The organism is Buchnera aphidicola (Sarucallis kahawaluokalani), assembly GCF_005080725.1.
Classification (GTDB): domain Bacteria; phylum Pseudomonadota; class Gammaproteobacteria; order Enterobacterales; family Enterobacteriaceae; genus Buchnera_L; species Buchnera_L aphidicola_AF.
The window spans coordinates 27,605-44,202 of the sequence record NZ_CP032999.1 but is presented as its reverse complement, the minus strand read 5'-3'; the positions used below and the strand labels follow the sequence as shown (position 1 = coordinate 44,202).

Below are 16,598 nucleotides of genomic sequence, written 5' to 3'. Positions count from 1 at the left end.
ATTTAAATTAGCTTCTTAAATATATCGGAAGCTAATCTATATTTCTTAAAAAAATATTATTATATATTATTAGCATGAAGTGATTTTTTAATTTGCATAATATGATGTAACATTTGTCGAAATGAAACTCCGCCTTTAGAAGATTTACTATTAATACAATTCAATACATTTAATTTCTCATATACATCGCAATCAAATAAAATATGATATCGTTGAAAATCAGATATATTTAAATCCTCTAAAGCACATTTTTTTTGAATTGCTTCTAATACTATTTTTCCAACAATATAATGAGCTTCTCTAAATGTAACACCTTTATGTACTAAATATTCAGTTAATTCAGTAGCATTAGAATATCCTTGACATGCAGATTTTAAACAAGCATTTATATTTATTTTTACTGTTTTAATAGTTAATATAGCAACTTTTAAACAAATAATCCAATTATTTATTGCAGGAAATAAAATAGATTTATCTTCTTGCAAATCTTTATTATACGATAAAGGTAATCCTTTTAATATAACAAGCATACTGATTAAAGAACCATATACTGAACCTGTTTTTCCTCGAATTAATTCTAATGCATCTGGATTTTTTTTTTGAGGCATTAAAGAAGAACCAGAAGTGAGAAAATCTGATAATTCAATAAAATTTACCTCTCCTGAATTAAAAAAAATAAAATCTTCAGAAAATCTTGATAAATGCATCATACTCATCGAGGCTATAGATAATAATTCTACTACGTAATCGCGATCTGAAACAGCATCTAAACTATTACGAGTAGAACTTGCAAACCCTAAACGTAATGCTAATTTTTCTCGATTAATTTTACAAAACGTTCCAGATAAAGCACCTGAACCTAATGGGCTAACATTCAATCGATATAATAAATTGTTTAATCTACTTTCATCTCTATTAAACATTTCAACATATGCTAAACACCAAAATGCAAATGTAATCGGTTGTGCTCTTTGTAAATGAGTATAACCTGGCATAATACATTTTAATGATATTTCAGCTTGTAAGATTAATGTATATTGTATTTTTTGTAAATAAGTAATTAAATCGTGTACAATATATTTACACCATAACTTTAAACTTGTTGTAACTTGATCATTACGACTACGTCCAGTATGTAATTTTTTTCCTAAATTACCAATTCTTTTTATTAATTGTACTTCTATCCAAGTATGAATATCCTCTACATGGGAATTTACCATTATTTTAGGATTATCACATACTTGTTGTAAAATTTGATGTAAGGCATTTTGAATTTGATGTTGTTCTTCATCTGTTAAAACATTACATTCTAGTAATGATTCTGACCATGCAATTGAACCTAATATATCATATTTTGCTAAAATATAATCAATATGTATCGAACTATTAAATTTTTCAAATAATGGATGAGTTTTTTGGTTAAATCGCCCTCCCCATAATTTTTTTTGTTTCTTCATAACACTTTTACACCTTTCTCATATATGCAGAAATATATAATATTTTTATATATATTTTTTTTATTTTTTATTTTGTAACGCTCGAATTCTTGAAGATAATGAAAATAATTTAATAAATCCTTGAGCATCATAATGATCATATACAGTATCTTTTCCAAAAGTAGCAAATTCTTCTGAATATAATGTATGTTTGGCATACTTTTGAATAACAGATACATTACCTTTATATAATTTTATAACTACCTTTCCAGAAATCATATTAAAAAATACAAAAGCCGAATTTTGTATAGCTTTACGTACTGGAGTAAACCATAATCCGTTATATACTATAGATGACATCTGCAATCCAAGCTGCTCCCGCCATTTAAAACTATCACGATCTAATATAAGTTGCTCAATAGCTCGCATCGCTGCAACTAAAATAGTTCCACCAGGCGTTTCATAGCAACCTCTTGATTTAATACCAATCACGCGATTTTCAACAATGTCAATACGACCAATACCATGTTTAGAACCAATATCATTTAAAAATTTTAAAATACTTACTAAGTCTAATCGATTATTGTTAATAGAAATTGGATAACCTTTTTCAAATTTTATAGTAACATATTCGCATTGATCGGGTGCACACACTGGGTCATTAGTCCACGCCCAACAATTAGCATCTGGAGCATTCCAAGTATTTTCCAATATACCGCCTTCAGTAGAAATATGCCAAATATTTTCATCCCGACTATATATTTTTTTTTTCGTTGTAGAAGTAGTAATATTTCTACATTTTAAATAATCAATCAATTCTTCCCGAGAAGATAATTTCCATTCCCTCCAAGGAGAGATAACTTTTAAATGTGGAGCTAAAGCAGCATATGCCATTTCAAATCGGATTTGATCATTACCTTTTCCAGTAGCACCATGACAAATAGCAATAGCATTTTTTTTTATCGCTAATTTTACTTGCTCTTTTGCAATAATAGGTCTTGCCATAGCTGTACCTAACAAATAACTACCTTCATATAAAGCTCCAGTACTTAATACCGGAAAAATATAATTTTTGATAAATTTTTCTTTTAAGTCAATAATACAACAATCAATAGCACCAGACTTTATTGCTTTTTCAGAAATACCATGTAAATCTTCTGCCGATTGTCCAATATCTGCTACAAATGCTATTACTTCTAAAGAATAATTTTCTTTAATCCAAGGAATGATTGCAGAAGTATCTAATCCTCCAGAATATGCTAAAACTACCTTTTTTTTATTTTGTTTTGCGATCATTTTTGCTTAATTTCCTTATCTTAGTACATGATTAAAGTACCCGTCGTATAACCATAAAATATTTTTTTTAATTCCATAAAATTTGCCCAACTAGCAATATTAACCGATTGATTTAAAAATTTAGAGATCTTAATCGCTGAATTCACTTTGGTAACCATACCAGTACTAATTACACCTTCTAAAATTAATTGTTCACACATTACATTATTCATCTTCTTTATTGCATGACCTTTACCATCTAAAACAGCATTCACATCTGTTAACATTATTAACCGCGATTTTAATGCCTTAGATATAAACATAGATATTATATCAGCATCAATATTAATTAAAGTATGATCTTTAGTAATTCCTGTTGGATTAATAATTGGTATAATATTACGCGAAAAAAGATAATTTAATAAATCTAAAGAATTATAATCAGTACAAATACAACTTTCGATATCTGCTGATTGAAAAATAATAGTATCACCATCAGTACAATTTAAACCAATAGCATTAATTCCGTTCATACGAGCATATTTAACAATGTTTGTATTAATCATTCCAAGAAGTAAATTCAATTTTTTATAATTTATGTTCAACTCATCCCTAATGTTATAACACAATTGATCTTTACTATATATTGTATTGTTTTGGAAAAACAATTTTTCTAAAGATGTACCTCCGTGTACCACCAATATATTTCTATTCTTTATTTTATATTCGCATAGTATTTTAAAAAAATTTTTCATAGCAACAACGCTGTTTAATAAAATACCTCCTAACTTTATAACTAATATTTCTTGCATATAAATATACTCTAGATTAAATAATCTTATTCATATAAAATATAATTTATATCATAACAATTAATTTATTTTTATTTAGCTGTTAATATAGAACATAAAGCATAAGTGATATCAAAATTATTTAATGTATAAAAATGAAAATTTCTAACCCCTGCAGAACATAATTTTTGAATAATATTCATAGCAATCATTAAACCAATCATTTTATTAACATAAATATCATTATTATCTACGTTATTTAACACATCACACATCCAAGATGGTATACTTACATTGGTTAATCGAAGAAAACGTTTTAATTGAGAAAAATTTATAATAGGTAAAATACCTGGAACAATGTCAACAGAAATACCAATATCAACACATCGATCTCTAAATCTTAAATAAGTATCTGCATCAAAGAAAAATTGCGTAATCGCTCTATTCGCACCACAATCAATTTTTTTTTTTAAGTATATTAAATCCGATGTCATATCTTTTGCTTCGGGATGCATTTCAGGATATGCAGCAACTGAAATATCAAAATCAGCAATCTCTTTTAATAACGTTACTAATTCAGATGCATAAACTTCAGAATGGTACTCTTTTGATATAATATCTCCACGTAAAGCAACAATCCTGCGAATACCATGATTCCAATATTTTTGAGCTATCTCTTTAATTGTATCGATGTTATTAATATATGTAATATGTGGCGCAATATTTAAATTTAATTCTTTAGGAATGTGCCGAATAGCTTGATAGGTATAATCTATAGTATGTTCTACTTGAGGAGAACATGTCACAGAAATAAAATTTGGACAGAATACACTTAATTTTTTAATTGCAGTAAAAAAATTATTTTCTTGTTGATGAAATACTTTAGGTGGAAAAAATTCAAATGAGATATTCAGTTTTGAACGAATATCAAAAATATTTTGATGCATGGTTGCACAAGAATTATAAAATTTCTTCATAAAATTCCTTATAAATCAATATCCAATAAAAATATTATACTGTTTTTTACACCACATATTTACTGTAATTAATTTCCATACTGATAATAAATTGAAAATTTCATAATAAATTTACAATTTCATAAAAAAAAATGAAATTTAAACTTGCATAATTCACAATCTAAAAGTAATATATATAGGTAGGTATAAAAATATATTGCCGGCTTAGCTCAGCAGGTAGAGCAACTGACTTGTAATCAGTAGGTCACCAGTTCGATTCCGGTAGCCGGCAAAATAACTATTTATTGGTGGAGTTCCCGAGCGGTTAAAGGGAGCAGACTGTAAATTTGCCGTCTAACGACTTCGAAGGTTCGAATCCTTCCTCCACCATAAAAATATTAAATAGCGGGTATGGTATAATGGTTATTACCTTAGCCTTCCAAGCTAATAATGCGGGTTCGACTCCCGCTACCCGCTCAATAAAAGCTGATATGGCTCAGTCAGGTTAGAGCACACCCTTGGTAAGGGTGAGAACCCCAGTTCAAATCTGGGTGTCAGCATAAAATATATAAATATAAAATAAAAAAAAATAACATCTCTATCTTTTCAAAAAAAAGATATAAATTACAAAAAAATATATTTATAATATTTCAATATACGAATATCTCCATTGTATTATACAACGAAAAACTATTTATTTCACATCTATAATAAAAATGAAAATAATCAAGTTCATTCAATCATTAAAATTAGAAATTCATAATATATGTTGGCCAAAATTCTACGATACTATGCAAATTACATTCACTATATTATTTTCAAGTATCCTATTATCTTTAATTTTATGGACGATAGATAAAACTTTATTTTTTATCATATCATCAATTATTCATGCAAGGTTTTAAATATGTATAACTCTCACAAGAAAAGTTGGTATATATTACAAACTTTTTCAGGACTCGAGAACCGTACAGTAAAAAAAATAAAAGAAAAAATAAAATCTAGTAAGATTAGCAACCTCTTTGGTAAAATTATGGTACCAGGAGAAAAAGTAATAGAAATACAATCAGGAGAAGAAAAAAAAAGTGAATTAAAATTTTTTCCTGGATATATTTTAATAAATATGCATATTAACGAAACAAGTTGGTTATTAATTAATAGCGTACCAAAAATAATAGGATTTATAGGAGGATCGATAAATCAACCCACCCCTATTCACGAAAAAGAAATTCAAAAGATTAACCATAAATTATCATTATTAGGAGATCAACCCAGACCAAAAATAACATTTACAATAGGAGAAAAAATACGTGTTAAAAATGGTCCATTTGCTAACTTTCCTGGAATTGTAGAAGATATAGATTATGGAAAAAATAGAATCAAAGTCTCAGTATCAATTTTTGGAAGATCAACACCAGTAGAATTAAATTTTAATCAAATTGAAAAAAACACATAATATTACCAATATAATAATTTAACTATATCATCATAAAAAAACTATGGCAAAAAAAATACAATCATATATAAAGTTACAAGTCTCTTCTGGAATGGCAAATCCCAGTCCGCCAATAGGACCCGCGTTAGGACAGAAAGGAATCAACATTATGGAATTTTGCAAATCTTTTAATGAAAAAACAAAAAACTTAGAAAAAGGAATTCCTATACCTGTTATAATTACTGTATATACAGATCGATCATTTACATTTATCACTAAAACACCCCCAGCATCTTTTCTAATAAAAAAATATGCTAATATTAAAAAAGGATCTAGTAAACCAAAATTAGAAAATATTGGCAGTATTAATCAACAACAAATACAAGAAATAGCACAAATAAAATTTAAAGATATGACTGGAGCAAATATTAAACAAGCAAAACGATCTATTCAAGGTACGGCAAAATCTATGGGTTTAAATATCGAGGATTAAATGAAAAAAATTACAAAAAAAAAAGAAATTAAAAACAAGATTAACCTCAATAAAGAATATTCTCTTGAAGAAGCAATTGAAATTTTAAAAAAATATCAAAAAAAAAATTTTATTGAAAGTGTAGATATATCTATTCATGTCAATATTGACCCTAAAAAAACTGAACAAAATATTAGAGGAACAACAGTATTACCACATGGATTAGGTAAAAAAATTAAAATTGTTGTATTTACACAAGGTTCAAATATACAAATAGCAAAAGAAAATGGTGCAGATCTAGTTGGAGGAATAGAAATTGCTGAAATATTAAAAAATAAAAAAAATAAATATGACGTTGTTATTGCCTCACCTGATACCATGCATATTGTAAGTACATTAGGACCAATACTAGGACCGAAAGGGTTAATGCCTAATCCAAAAACAGGAACTATTACAGAAAACATTGAATCAGCAGTAAAAAAATTTAAAAAAGGAAACATACGATATAAAAATGATAAATATGGAATTATACATACATCTATTGGAAAAATTAACTTCCAAAAAAATTATATACAAGAAAATTTTACAGCACTTATGTATGATATAAAAAAAAATAAACCAACCACCACTAAAGGTCAATTTATTCAAAAAATTTTCTTATCAACAACAATGGGATGCGGTATTATGATTGCATTAAATAGTATATTGTAAAAAAAAATACTAAAATCAATGTTATTATTGCCATATATTTAACATGTCTTTTTAATAAAATATATTTAGGAGAAAATGAATGGCATTAAATCTAGATGAAAAAAAAAACATTGCTATTAAAATTAATCAAATTGTAAAAAAATCATTATCTGTAGTTCTTGCCTCATCAAGAAATATTTCTGTAAATAAAATTAATGCATTACGAAAAATTAGCCGTCAAGAAAATGTATTTTTATATGTCATAAAAAATACATTACTCAAAATATCATTAAAAAATACACAACTAGAATGCTTAAATAGAAAAATTTCAGGCCCTACAATAATTGGATGCTCATTAGATCATCCAGGAAGCGCAGCAAAAATATTCCGAAAATTTTCACAAAAAAATAAGAATTTTAAAATTACTACTGCAGCCATGCATAATAAAATTCTATCAAAGACAGAAATTATTGATTTAGCAAATTTACCAAACTTGAAAGAAGCAATAGCAAAATTTATTTTCACTATAAAAAATGCAACAATAGGAAAATTATTTTCTATATTATTACAAATTACAAAAGAAAATAATATTAAAATAAATACTACTGTAGTAAACTAAAATATTAAATAAAATTAATTTTTATTGTTGTTAGGAATATTAATAATGGCGATTACAAAAGAACAAATAATAGATGCAATATCAACAATGTCTGTTATGGAAATTGTTGATCTTGTTTCTACTATGGAAAAAAAATTCGGAGTATCTGCAATTCCTATAAATACACAAAACCAAAATCAACAAAAAGAACAAATAGAAGAAAAAACAGAATTTGATGTAATACTTAAATCAATCGGAAAAAATAAAATTGCAGTAATTAAAGCAGTGCGCAGCACTATTGGTCTAGGATTAAAAGAATCAAAAGATCTCGTAGAATCTGCACCAACTACATTAAAAGAAAAAATAAGTAAAAAAGAAGCTGAAACATTTAAAAATCTTTTAGAAAAATCCGGTGCAATTGTTGAAATAAAATAAAAAATAATATTTACAAATATAACTCAACATATAAAAACATGTGCTGGTGAATAATTTATCACCAGCTATAATCTATAAAAATATATTATATCTATTAAACATAAAAATAATATATTTATATTTATATCAAAAAAGTATTATAATACTTATCCTAATTAAACAATCACTGTATAATGTATTTTTACATATTACATAAATTTTATATGTATAAACTCATTATCTCAAACATACTGGAAATATAGTGTATTCTGAAACTGAAAAAAAACGTATCCGGAAAGATTTTGGAAAATATAATACAATATTAGACATTCCTTATCTACTTTCCGTACAGGTAGAATCTTATAATAAATTTATCAATCAAGACAACACAAAACAAAAAGGTTTAGAATCAGTTTTTCAATCAATTTTCCCTATAACAAGTTATAATCAAAATGCTGAATTACAATATGTTAACTATAGTATAGGAGAACCCATATTTGATGCTAGAGATTGCCAAGTAAGAGGTACAACATATTCTATATCAATACGCGTCACACTAAGGCTAGTAGTATACGAACCAGATGGAAAACATGAAAATATTAAAAATATAAAAGAACAAGAAGTATATATGGGAGAAATTCCCATTATGACAAACAATGGAACATTTATTATTAATGGAACTGAAAGAGTAGTTGTATCGCAATTACATCGAAGTCCAGGAGTATTCTTTGATAGTGATAAAGGAAAGACACACATTTCGGGAAAAACATTATATAATGCACGTATTATCCCTTATAGAGGATCTTGGTTAGATTTTGAGTTTGACCATAAAGATCATCTATTTGCACGCATCGATCGACGTAAAAAAGTACCAATCAGTATGATACTACGTGCTTTAGGATATAATAATACAGAAATTTTAAATATTTTTTTTAAAAAAAAAATCTACCACTTCATTAAAAATAAAATATACTTTGAATTACATGCCGAACAATTATATGGAGAAAAAATATCATTCAATATTATTCATAACGATATCGTATATATAAAAAAAGGCGAAAAAATTAATCATCAACATATTCAACAACTAAAAAAAGAAAATATTACATTAACTGAAATACCAGTTGAATGTATAATCGGACAAGTTGTTTGCAAAGATTACCTTGATAAAAAAAATAAAAAAACTATTATTTTTGCTAATACTAAAATAACTGCAGAATATATTAAAAAATTTAAAAAAGAAAATATTCATACTGTAGAAACAATTTTTACAAATCGAACAAATCGTGGTGCATACATTTCAAAAACATTAAGAATTGATCCAACATCTGATATCACAAGTTCACTAATAGAAATATATAGAATAATACGACCAGGAGAACCTCCAACTAAAGAAGCAGCGGAAAACTTATTTTCCAATCTCTTCTTTTCAGAAGAAAGATATGACCTATCTACTGTAGGTCGCATGAAATTTAATAATACTTTATCACAACAAATAAATCATGAAAAAACAGTACTAACCAAAGAAGATATTATTTGTGTGATACAAAAATTAATTGATATCCGCAACGGAAAAGGAAAAATTGATGATATTGATCATCTAGGTAATAGACGAATTAGATCAATTGGTGAAATGATAGAAAATCAATTTCGTATTGGATTAATTAGAGTAGAAAAAACTGTTCGGGAAAAATTGTCTTTAGGAGAATTAGAAAGCTTAATGCCACAAGATATTATAAACTCTAAACCAATTTCTGCTGTAGTAAAAGAATTTTTTACATCTAGCCAATTATCACAATTTATGGATCAAAACAATCCGCTTTCTGAAATCACACACAAACGAAGAATTTCTGCACTAGGAGTGGGTGGACTAACTCGTGAACGAGCGGGATTTGAAGTACGTGATGTACACCCAACACATTATGGAAGAATTTGCCCAATTGAAACACCTGAAGGACCAAATATTGGCTTAATAAATTCTTTAGCAATATATGCAAAAATTAATTCATATGGTTTTTTAGAAACACCTTATCGTGAAGTAAAAAATGGAGTATTAACAAATAATATACATTATTTATCCGCTATTGAAGAAAATAATTATATTATTGCTCAGGTAAATAAAAATACTGATAAAACAGGGAAATTACTTGATACATTTATTACATGTAGATTCCAAGGCGAAACAAATTTTTTCCCAACAAAAAAAATTCATTACATGGATGTTTCTGCCCAGCAAACTGTTTCTGTAGGAGCGGCTTTAATTCCCTTTTTAGAACACAATGACGCGAACAGAGCTTTAATGGGCGCTAACATGCAAAGACAAGCAATTCCGATTATGAAAGCTGAAACACCATTAGTTGGAACAGGAATAGAACGATACGTTGCTGTAGATTCTGGAGTAACAGTCACTGCTAAAAGAAGCGGAATAGTACAATACGTTGATGCGTCAAGAATTATTGTAAAAGTTGAACCCAATCAAATCACATCAGATGAAGCAGGAATTGACATTTATAATTTAGTAAAATACACTCGATCTAATCAGAATACTTGTATTAATCAGATACCATGCATTAAAGTAGGCGATCAAATTAGTAAAGGTAACGTATTAGCAGATGGTCCAGCAACAGATTTAGGTGAACTTGCGTTAGGACAAAATATGCGAGTAGCATTTATGTCATGGCACGGATATAACTTTGAAGATTCCATATTAATTTCAGAAAAAATCATGCACCACGATCAACTAACTACAATTCATATTCAAGAATTATCCTGTATGGCGCGTGATACTAAACTTGGACCTGAAGAAATTAGTTCTGATATACCAAATATTAGTCCATCTTGTCTGGCAAAGTTAGACGCATCAGGTATTGTATACATAGGAGCAGAAGTAACCGAAGGAGACATATTAGTTGGAAAAGTTACACCAAAAAATGAAAGCCAATTAACTCCTGAAGAAAAGCTATTAAGAGCAATTTTTGGAGAAAAAGCATCAGATGTTAAAGATTCTTCACTTCGAGTACCTAGTGGAATATCAGGAACAGTAATAGATGTACAAATCCTAACAAAAAATGGAATAGAAAAAGATAAACGAACTTTAGAAATTGAAAGTATGCAAATCCAAAATGTAAAAAAAGAACTAACTAAAGAATTTAAAATATTTAAATATTATTTATTTAAACGTATAAAAAATATTTTAATATCTTCAGGCATAACAAAACATCAATTACAAAAAATAAATCAAGAAAAATGGTATAAAATTGACACTAAAAACCTAAAAATATCCAGACAAATAAAAAATATATTCCAAAAATACAAACAATTCAAAAAAAAATTCGAAAAAAAAATAGAATTTAAAACAAAGAAAATTATACAAGGTGATGACCTAGCACCAGGCGTATTAAAAAATATTAAAGTATACCTAGCGATTAAACGAAAAATACAAACTGGAGATAAAATAGCAGGAAGACATGGAAACAAAGGTGTAATATCAAAGATTAATCCTATTGAAGATATGCCATACGATAAATACGGAATACCAATCGATATTGTACTAAATCCATTAGGTGTACCATCACGTATGAATATTGGTCAAATTTTAGAAACACATTTAGGTATGGCAGCTAAAGGTATAGGAAATAAAATCAATAATATGCTCAAAAAACAAAAATCTATTGCACATATTCGTCAATTTATACAAAAAGTATTCCACTCTGGAAATAAAATTAGACAAAAAATTAATTTTGATAATTTTTCAGATTCTGAAATATTAACTCTTGCGAGGAATTATAAAAACGGATTACCAATTTCAACACCAGTATTCGATGGAGCAAATGAACAAGAAATAAAAGAATTATTAAAATTAGGAGGAATTCCTAAGTCAGGACAAATAGATTTATTTGATGGCCGTACTGGTAATAAATTTGAAAGACCAGTTACAGTAGGATATATGTATATGCTGAAACTAAATCACCTAGTAGATGATAAAATGCATGCTAGATCCACTGGATCATACAGTTTAATTACACAACAACCGTTAGGTGGAAAAGCTCAGTTTGGAGGTCAAAGATTTGGTGAAATGGAAGTTTGGGCGTTAGAAGCATATGGAGCAGCGTATACTTTACAAGAAATGTTAACTGTAAAATCTGATGATGTAAATGGTAGAACTAAAATATATAAAAATATTGTCAAAAGTAATTATCATATGAATCCTGGTATGCCGGAATCTTTTAATGTATTATTACGTGAAATTCGCTCTTTAGGGATTAATATTGCTCTTGATGATAAATAAAATAACACAATATATATTTAAAATAAAATAAATCACTCTTAACATATTGATATAGGAAATAATCTTATGAAAGACGTCATGAAGTTCATAAAAAATAATAATAATATTGCAGATTTCAATTCTATTAAAATTCAACTCGCATCTCCAGACGTCATTCGATCTTGGTCGTTTGGAGAAGTAAAAAAACCAGAAACTATTAATTATCGTACCTTCAAACCTGAACGTGACGGATTATTTTGTTCAAAAATCTTTGGACCAATTAAAGATTATGAATGCTTATGTGGAAAATATAAACGACTTAAACATCGTGGTATTATATGTGAAAAATGTGGTGTGGAAGTAACTCATACTAGAGTACGACGTGAACGTATGGGACATGTTGAACTTGCTACACCTGTATCTCATATCTGGTTTTTAAAATCACTACCATCAAAAATAAGTTTGCTACTAGACATCCCGTTACGTGATATAGAGCGAGTACTATATTTTGAATCTTATATCATCATAGAAGAAGGAATGACGGATCTTGAGAAAAAACAAATATTAACAGAAGAACAATATTTGAATGCTATAGAAGAGTTTGGTGATGAATTCGATGCTAGAATGGGAGCAGAAGCAATCCAAATCTTATTAAAAGAAATTGATTTAGCTGAAGAATATGAAAAAATACACAATCAATTACAAGAAGGCAACTCAGAAACAAAAAAGAAAAAACTAACAAAACGAATAAAAATAATAGAATCATTTATTCTATCAGAAAATAAACCAGAATGGATGATTTTAAATGTATTACCAATTTTACCACCAGATTTAAGACCCTTAGTACCATTAGATGGAGGACGTTTTGCTACATCAGATTTAAATGATTTATATCGTAGAGTAATAAATAGAAATAATCGATTGAAAAGATTGTTAGAACTATTTGCACCAGATATTATTATCCGTAATGAAAAAAGAATGTTGCAAGAAGCAGTAGATGCATTATTAGATAATGGAAGACGAGGTAAAGCAATTTTAGGATCCAATAAAAGACCATTAAAATCATTAGCTGATATGATTAAAGGGAAACAAGGTCGATTCAGACAAAATCTCTTAGGAAAAAGAGTAGATTATTCTGGACGTTCTGTTATTACAGTAGGACCATACTTGAAATTAAATCAATGCGGTTTACCAAAAAAAATGGCATTAGAATTATTTAAACCATTCGTTTTAGGAAAATTAGAAAAAAAAGGATTAGCTGCAACTATTAAGACTGCTAAAAGAATGGTTGAATCTTCTAATCCAATTATATGGGATGTGTTAGACGAAATAATTAGTACACACCCAGTATTATTAAATCGCGCACCCACATTACACAGATTAGGTATACAGGCATTTAATCCCATCCTTATAGATGGAAAATCTATACAATTACATCCTTTAGTGTGTTCTGCGTACAACGCAGATTTTGATGGTGATCAAATGGCTGTACACATACCATTAACAAAAGAATCACAACTAGAAGCACAGTCTTTAATGATGTCAACAAAAAATATTCTTTCTCCAGCTAACGGAGAACCAGTAGTCATACCATCACAGGATGTTGTGCTGGGACTATACTATATGACAAGAAAGAAAAAATATATTCTAGGTGAAGGAGCTTTATTTAAAAGTATATACGAAGTAGAAAAAGTATACCAAATGGGTTCAATTTCCTTACATACAAGAGTATATGTCAATATTGTAGAATATACTAAAAGTAAAATGGGTACTTTTACTAAACAAGAAAACATAATATATACTACAGTCGGAAGAGCAATTTTATGGCAAATTTTTCCTAAAGGTTTACCATTTAGCGTATTACGTAATACATTAAAAAAACAATCTATTGCATATATTATGACATTATGTGCACAAACATTAGGTTTAGAGGCAACAGTAAAATTCGCAGATCAAATGATGTATACTGGTTTTAAATATTCTACGTTATCTGGAATTTCAGTTGGTATTGATGATTTAGTTGTACCTAAAGAAAAGAAAGAATTGCTAAACATAGCAGAACAAGAAGTACGGGAAATACAAGAACAATTTCAATCAGGTTTAGTGACTCCAGGTGAAAAATATAACAAAGTAGTTGATATATGGTCTACTGCTAATGAAAAAATATCTCAAGCCATGATGAAAAATTTATCTATTGAAAACCATACAACAAACCCAATAAAAAATATACAACAAAAATCTTTTAATAATATTTTTATGATGGCTGATTCTGGAGCTAGAGGATCTGCAGCACAAATCAGACAATTGGCAGGCATGAGAGGTTTAATGGCTAAACCAGATGGTTCTATTATTGAAACACCTATTACAGCAAACTTCAGAGAAGGATTAAACATATTACAATATTTTATTTCTACTCATGGAGCAAGAAAAGGATTGGCTGATACTGCTTTAAAAACTGCAAATTCTGGGTATCTAACACGTAGATTAGTTGATGTTTCACAAGATCTAGTAATTACAGAATATGATTGTGGTACTAGAAAGGGTATTACATTACAATCTATTATTGAAGGAAGTGATATAAAAGAACCATTACGTGACAGAGTAATAGGACGTATCACAACAAAAAACGTTCTTGATCCAAGAACAAATAAAATACTAATTACAGAAAATACACTACTTAGTGATTATCACTGTCATGAATTAACTACACACAATGTTGATTCTGTCACTGTAAGATCAGTAGTACACTGTAAAACAAATTTTGGAGTATGTGCATGTTGCTATGGTTATGATTTATCTCGTATGGAATTAGTAAAAACGGGTGAAGCTATTGGTGTAATAGCAGCACAATCTATTGGTGAACCAGGTACTCAGTTAACAATGCGTACATTTCATATTGGAGGTGCAGCATCTCGAGCTGTATCGGAATCACGTATTGAAGTTAAAAATACAGGTACTATTCGATTAAATAATGCTAAAACAGTAAAAAATTTTTATGGAAAAACTGTTATTATTGACCAAAAAGTTGAACTTAACATAATTGACATATTAGGAAAAATTAAAGAAAGTTATAAAATACCTTATGGAGCTATTCTAGAGAAAGGAGATCAAGAAACAGTAAATATTGGTGAAACATTAGCAACTTGGGATCCACATACTACACCAATTATAACTGAAATTTCTGGATACGTCAAATTTATAGATATGATTCCAGGACAAAGTATTATTCAACAAAATGATGAATTAACTGGTTTATCTTCTATAGTAATATTAGATGTATCAGAACGTACTAATCTAGGGAAAGAATTGCGACCAACTATAAAAATTACCAAAAAAAATGGAGATGATATTTTTATACCAGGTACAGAAGTACCAATACAATATTTTTTACCTGGCAAAGCATTAATACAATTAAGTGACCAGGCATTAGTAAATCCTGGAGATATTATTGCAAGAATCCCTAAAGCAACAGCAGGAACAAAAGATATTACAGGAGGTTTGCCTCGTGTAGCAGATTTATTTGAAGCACGATACGGAAAAGATTTAGCAATTCTATCTGAAATCAATGGATTGGTCTCATTCGGAAAAGAAACAAAAGGGAAAATAAGACTAATAATTACACCACACAATAAAAATGAAAAAATATACGAAGTAATGATTCCTAAATCTCGACCTATAAGTGTATTTGAAGGAGAAATAATTAAAAAAGGAGACATTATTTCCAATGGTATTGAATCTCCTCATGATATCCTTCGATTAAAAGGCATAGAAAGTGTAACACAGCATATAGTCAACGAAGTACAATCAGTATATCGACTACAAGGAGTAAAAATTAACGATAAACATATTGAAGTTATTATAAAACAGATGTTAAGAAAAGTAACTATTACAAATCCAGGACAATCTAATTTTTTAAATGGAGAACAAATAGAATATTCACGAGTAAAAATACAAAATAGTAAATTAAAAAACATACACCAAAAACCAGCTACTTTTTCAAGAAATTTACTTGGAATAACTAGGGCATCGCTAGCAACAGAATCTTTTATATCTGCAGCATCATTCCAAGAAACAACTCGAGTATTAACTGAAGCAGCTGTATCAGGAAAACGTGATAATTTACGCGGACTAAAAGAAAATGTTATTGTAGGAAGATTAATTCCTGCAGGTACAGGATATATATATCATATTAATCGAATAAAAAAAAAAACTAAAAAAAAAAAAAAAAAAAAAAAATAAAAAATAATTAAAAAATTTAAAAAAA

General features: G+C 28.2%; 12 protein-coding genes and 4 tRNA genes. 12 read left to right on the top strand and 4 right to left on the bottom strand.

The window, feature by feature from the left end; translation table 11 throughout:
• Nucleotides 1–59: 59 nt before the first annotated feature.
• From argH to D9V78_RS00195, 4 genes are all read right to left on the bottom strand, one after another.
• Nucleotides 60–1,457: an argininosuccinate lyase gene (gene argH, locus D9V78_RS00210; protein WP_158350263.1), complete on the bottom strand. Its 1,398-nt coding sequence runs from the start codon at nt 1,455–1,457 to the stop codon at nt 60–62.
• 60 nt (nt 1,458–1,517) lie between these two features.
• On the bottom strand, nt 1,518–2,732 hold the full coding sequence (locus D9V78_RS00205; protein WP_158350261.1) for an argininosuccinate synthase: 1,215 nt from the start codon (nt 2,730–2,732) through the stop codon (nt 1,518–1,520).
• Nucleotides 2,733–2,752: 20 nt separating this feature from the next.
• The gene (locus D9V78_RS00200) at nt 2,753–3,523 is read right to left on the bottom strand and encodes a hypothetical protein (RefSeq protein ID WP_158350259.1); all 771 of its coding nucleotides are present in this window, start codon (nt 3,521–3,523) and stop codon (nt 2,753–2,755) included.
• Between the two features lie 71 nt (nt 3,524–3,594).
• Complete coding sequence (locus tag D9V78_RS00195; RefSeq protein WP_158350257.1) at nt 3,595–4,479, bottom strand: methylenetetrahydrofolate reductase; 885 nt, start codon at nt 4,477–4,479, stop codon at nt 3,595–3,597.
• Between the two features lie 198 nt (nt 4,480–4,677).
• On the opposite strand from D9V78_RS00195, the gene D9V78_RS00190 reads away from it, so the two are divergent.
• The 12 genes from D9V78_RS00190 to rpoC all read left to right on the top strand — a co-directional run bounded on the left by D9V78_RS00190 (nt 4,678) and on the right by rpoC (nt 16,573).
• Nucleotides 4,678–4,750: transfer RNA gene (locus tag D9V78_RS00190), tRNA-Thr, on the top strand.
• A 15-nt stretch (nt 4,751–4,765) separates the two neighbouring features.
• Nucleotides 4,766–4,848 (top strand) — tRNA-Tyr (locus tag D9V78_RS00185).
• Between the two features lie 15 nt (nt 4,849–4,863).
• Nucleotides 4,864–4,935, top strand: a tRNA-Gly gene (locus tag D9V78_RS00180).
• Between the two features lie 8 nt (nt 4,936–4,943).
• Nucleotides 4,944–5,018: transfer RNA gene (locus D9V78_RS00175), tRNA-Thr, on the top strand.
• Nucleotides 5,019–5,174: 156 nt separating this feature from the next.
• Nucleotides 5,175–5,363 carry a preprotein translocase subunit SecE gene (gene secE, locus D9V78_RS02125; RefSeq protein ID WP_158350255.1) on the top strand — a complete coding sequence of 63 codons (189 nt, stop codon included), beginning with the start codon at nt 5,175–5,177 and terminating at the stop codon, nt 5,361–5,363.
• 2 nt (nt 5,364–5,365) lie between these two features.
• Complete coding sequence (gene nusG / locus D9V78_RS00165; RefSeq protein ID WP_158350253.1) at nt 5,366–5,914, top strand: transcription termination/antitermination protein NusG; 549 nt, start codon at nt 5,366–5,368, stop codon at nt 5,912–5,914.
• Between the two features lie 43 nt (nt 5,915–5,957).
• Complete coding sequence (gene rplK / locus D9V78_RS00160; protein WP_158350251.1) at nt 5,958–6,386, top strand: 50S ribosomal protein L11; 429 nt, start codon at nt 5,958–5,960, stop codon at nt 6,384–6,386.
• Nucleotides 6,387–7,076, top strand: a complete 690-nt coding sequence (rplA, locus tag D9V78_RS00155) for a 50S ribosomal protein L1 (RefSeq protein WP_158350249.1) — start codon at nt 6,387–6,389, stop codon at nt 7,074–7,076.
• Between the two features lie 79 nt (nt 7,077–7,155).
• Nucleotides 7,156–7,674 carry a 50S ribosomal protein L10 gene (rplJ, locus tag D9V78_RS00150; RefSeq protein WP_158350247.1) on the top strand — a complete coding sequence of 173 codons (519 nt, stop codon included), beginning with the start codon at nt 7,156–7,158 and terminating at the stop codon, nt 7,672–7,674.
• 45 nt (nt 7,675–7,719) lie between these two features.
• Entirely contained in the window at nt 7,720–8,088 is a 369-nt protein-coding gene (rplL, locus tag D9V78_RS00145; RefSeq protein ID WP_158350245.1) for a 50S ribosomal protein L7/L12, read from the top strand.
• Between the two features lie 238 nt (nt 8,089–8,326).
• A complete protein-coding gene (rpoB, locus tag D9V78_RS00140) occupies nt 8,327–12,355 on the top strand; it encodes a DNA-directed RNA polymerase subunit beta (protein ID WP_158350243.1) in 4,029 nt (1,342 codons plus the stop codon).
• A 66-nt stretch (nt 12,356–12,421) separates the two neighbouring features.
• The gene (gene rpoC, locus D9V78_RS00135) at nt 12,422–16,573 is read left to right on the top strand and encodes a DNA-directed RNA polymerase subunit beta' (RefSeq protein ID WP_158350241.1); all 4,152 of its coding nucleotides are present in this window, start codon (nt 12,422–12,424) and stop codon (nt 16,571–16,573) included.
• Nucleotides 16,574–16,598: the final 25 nt, after the last annotated feature.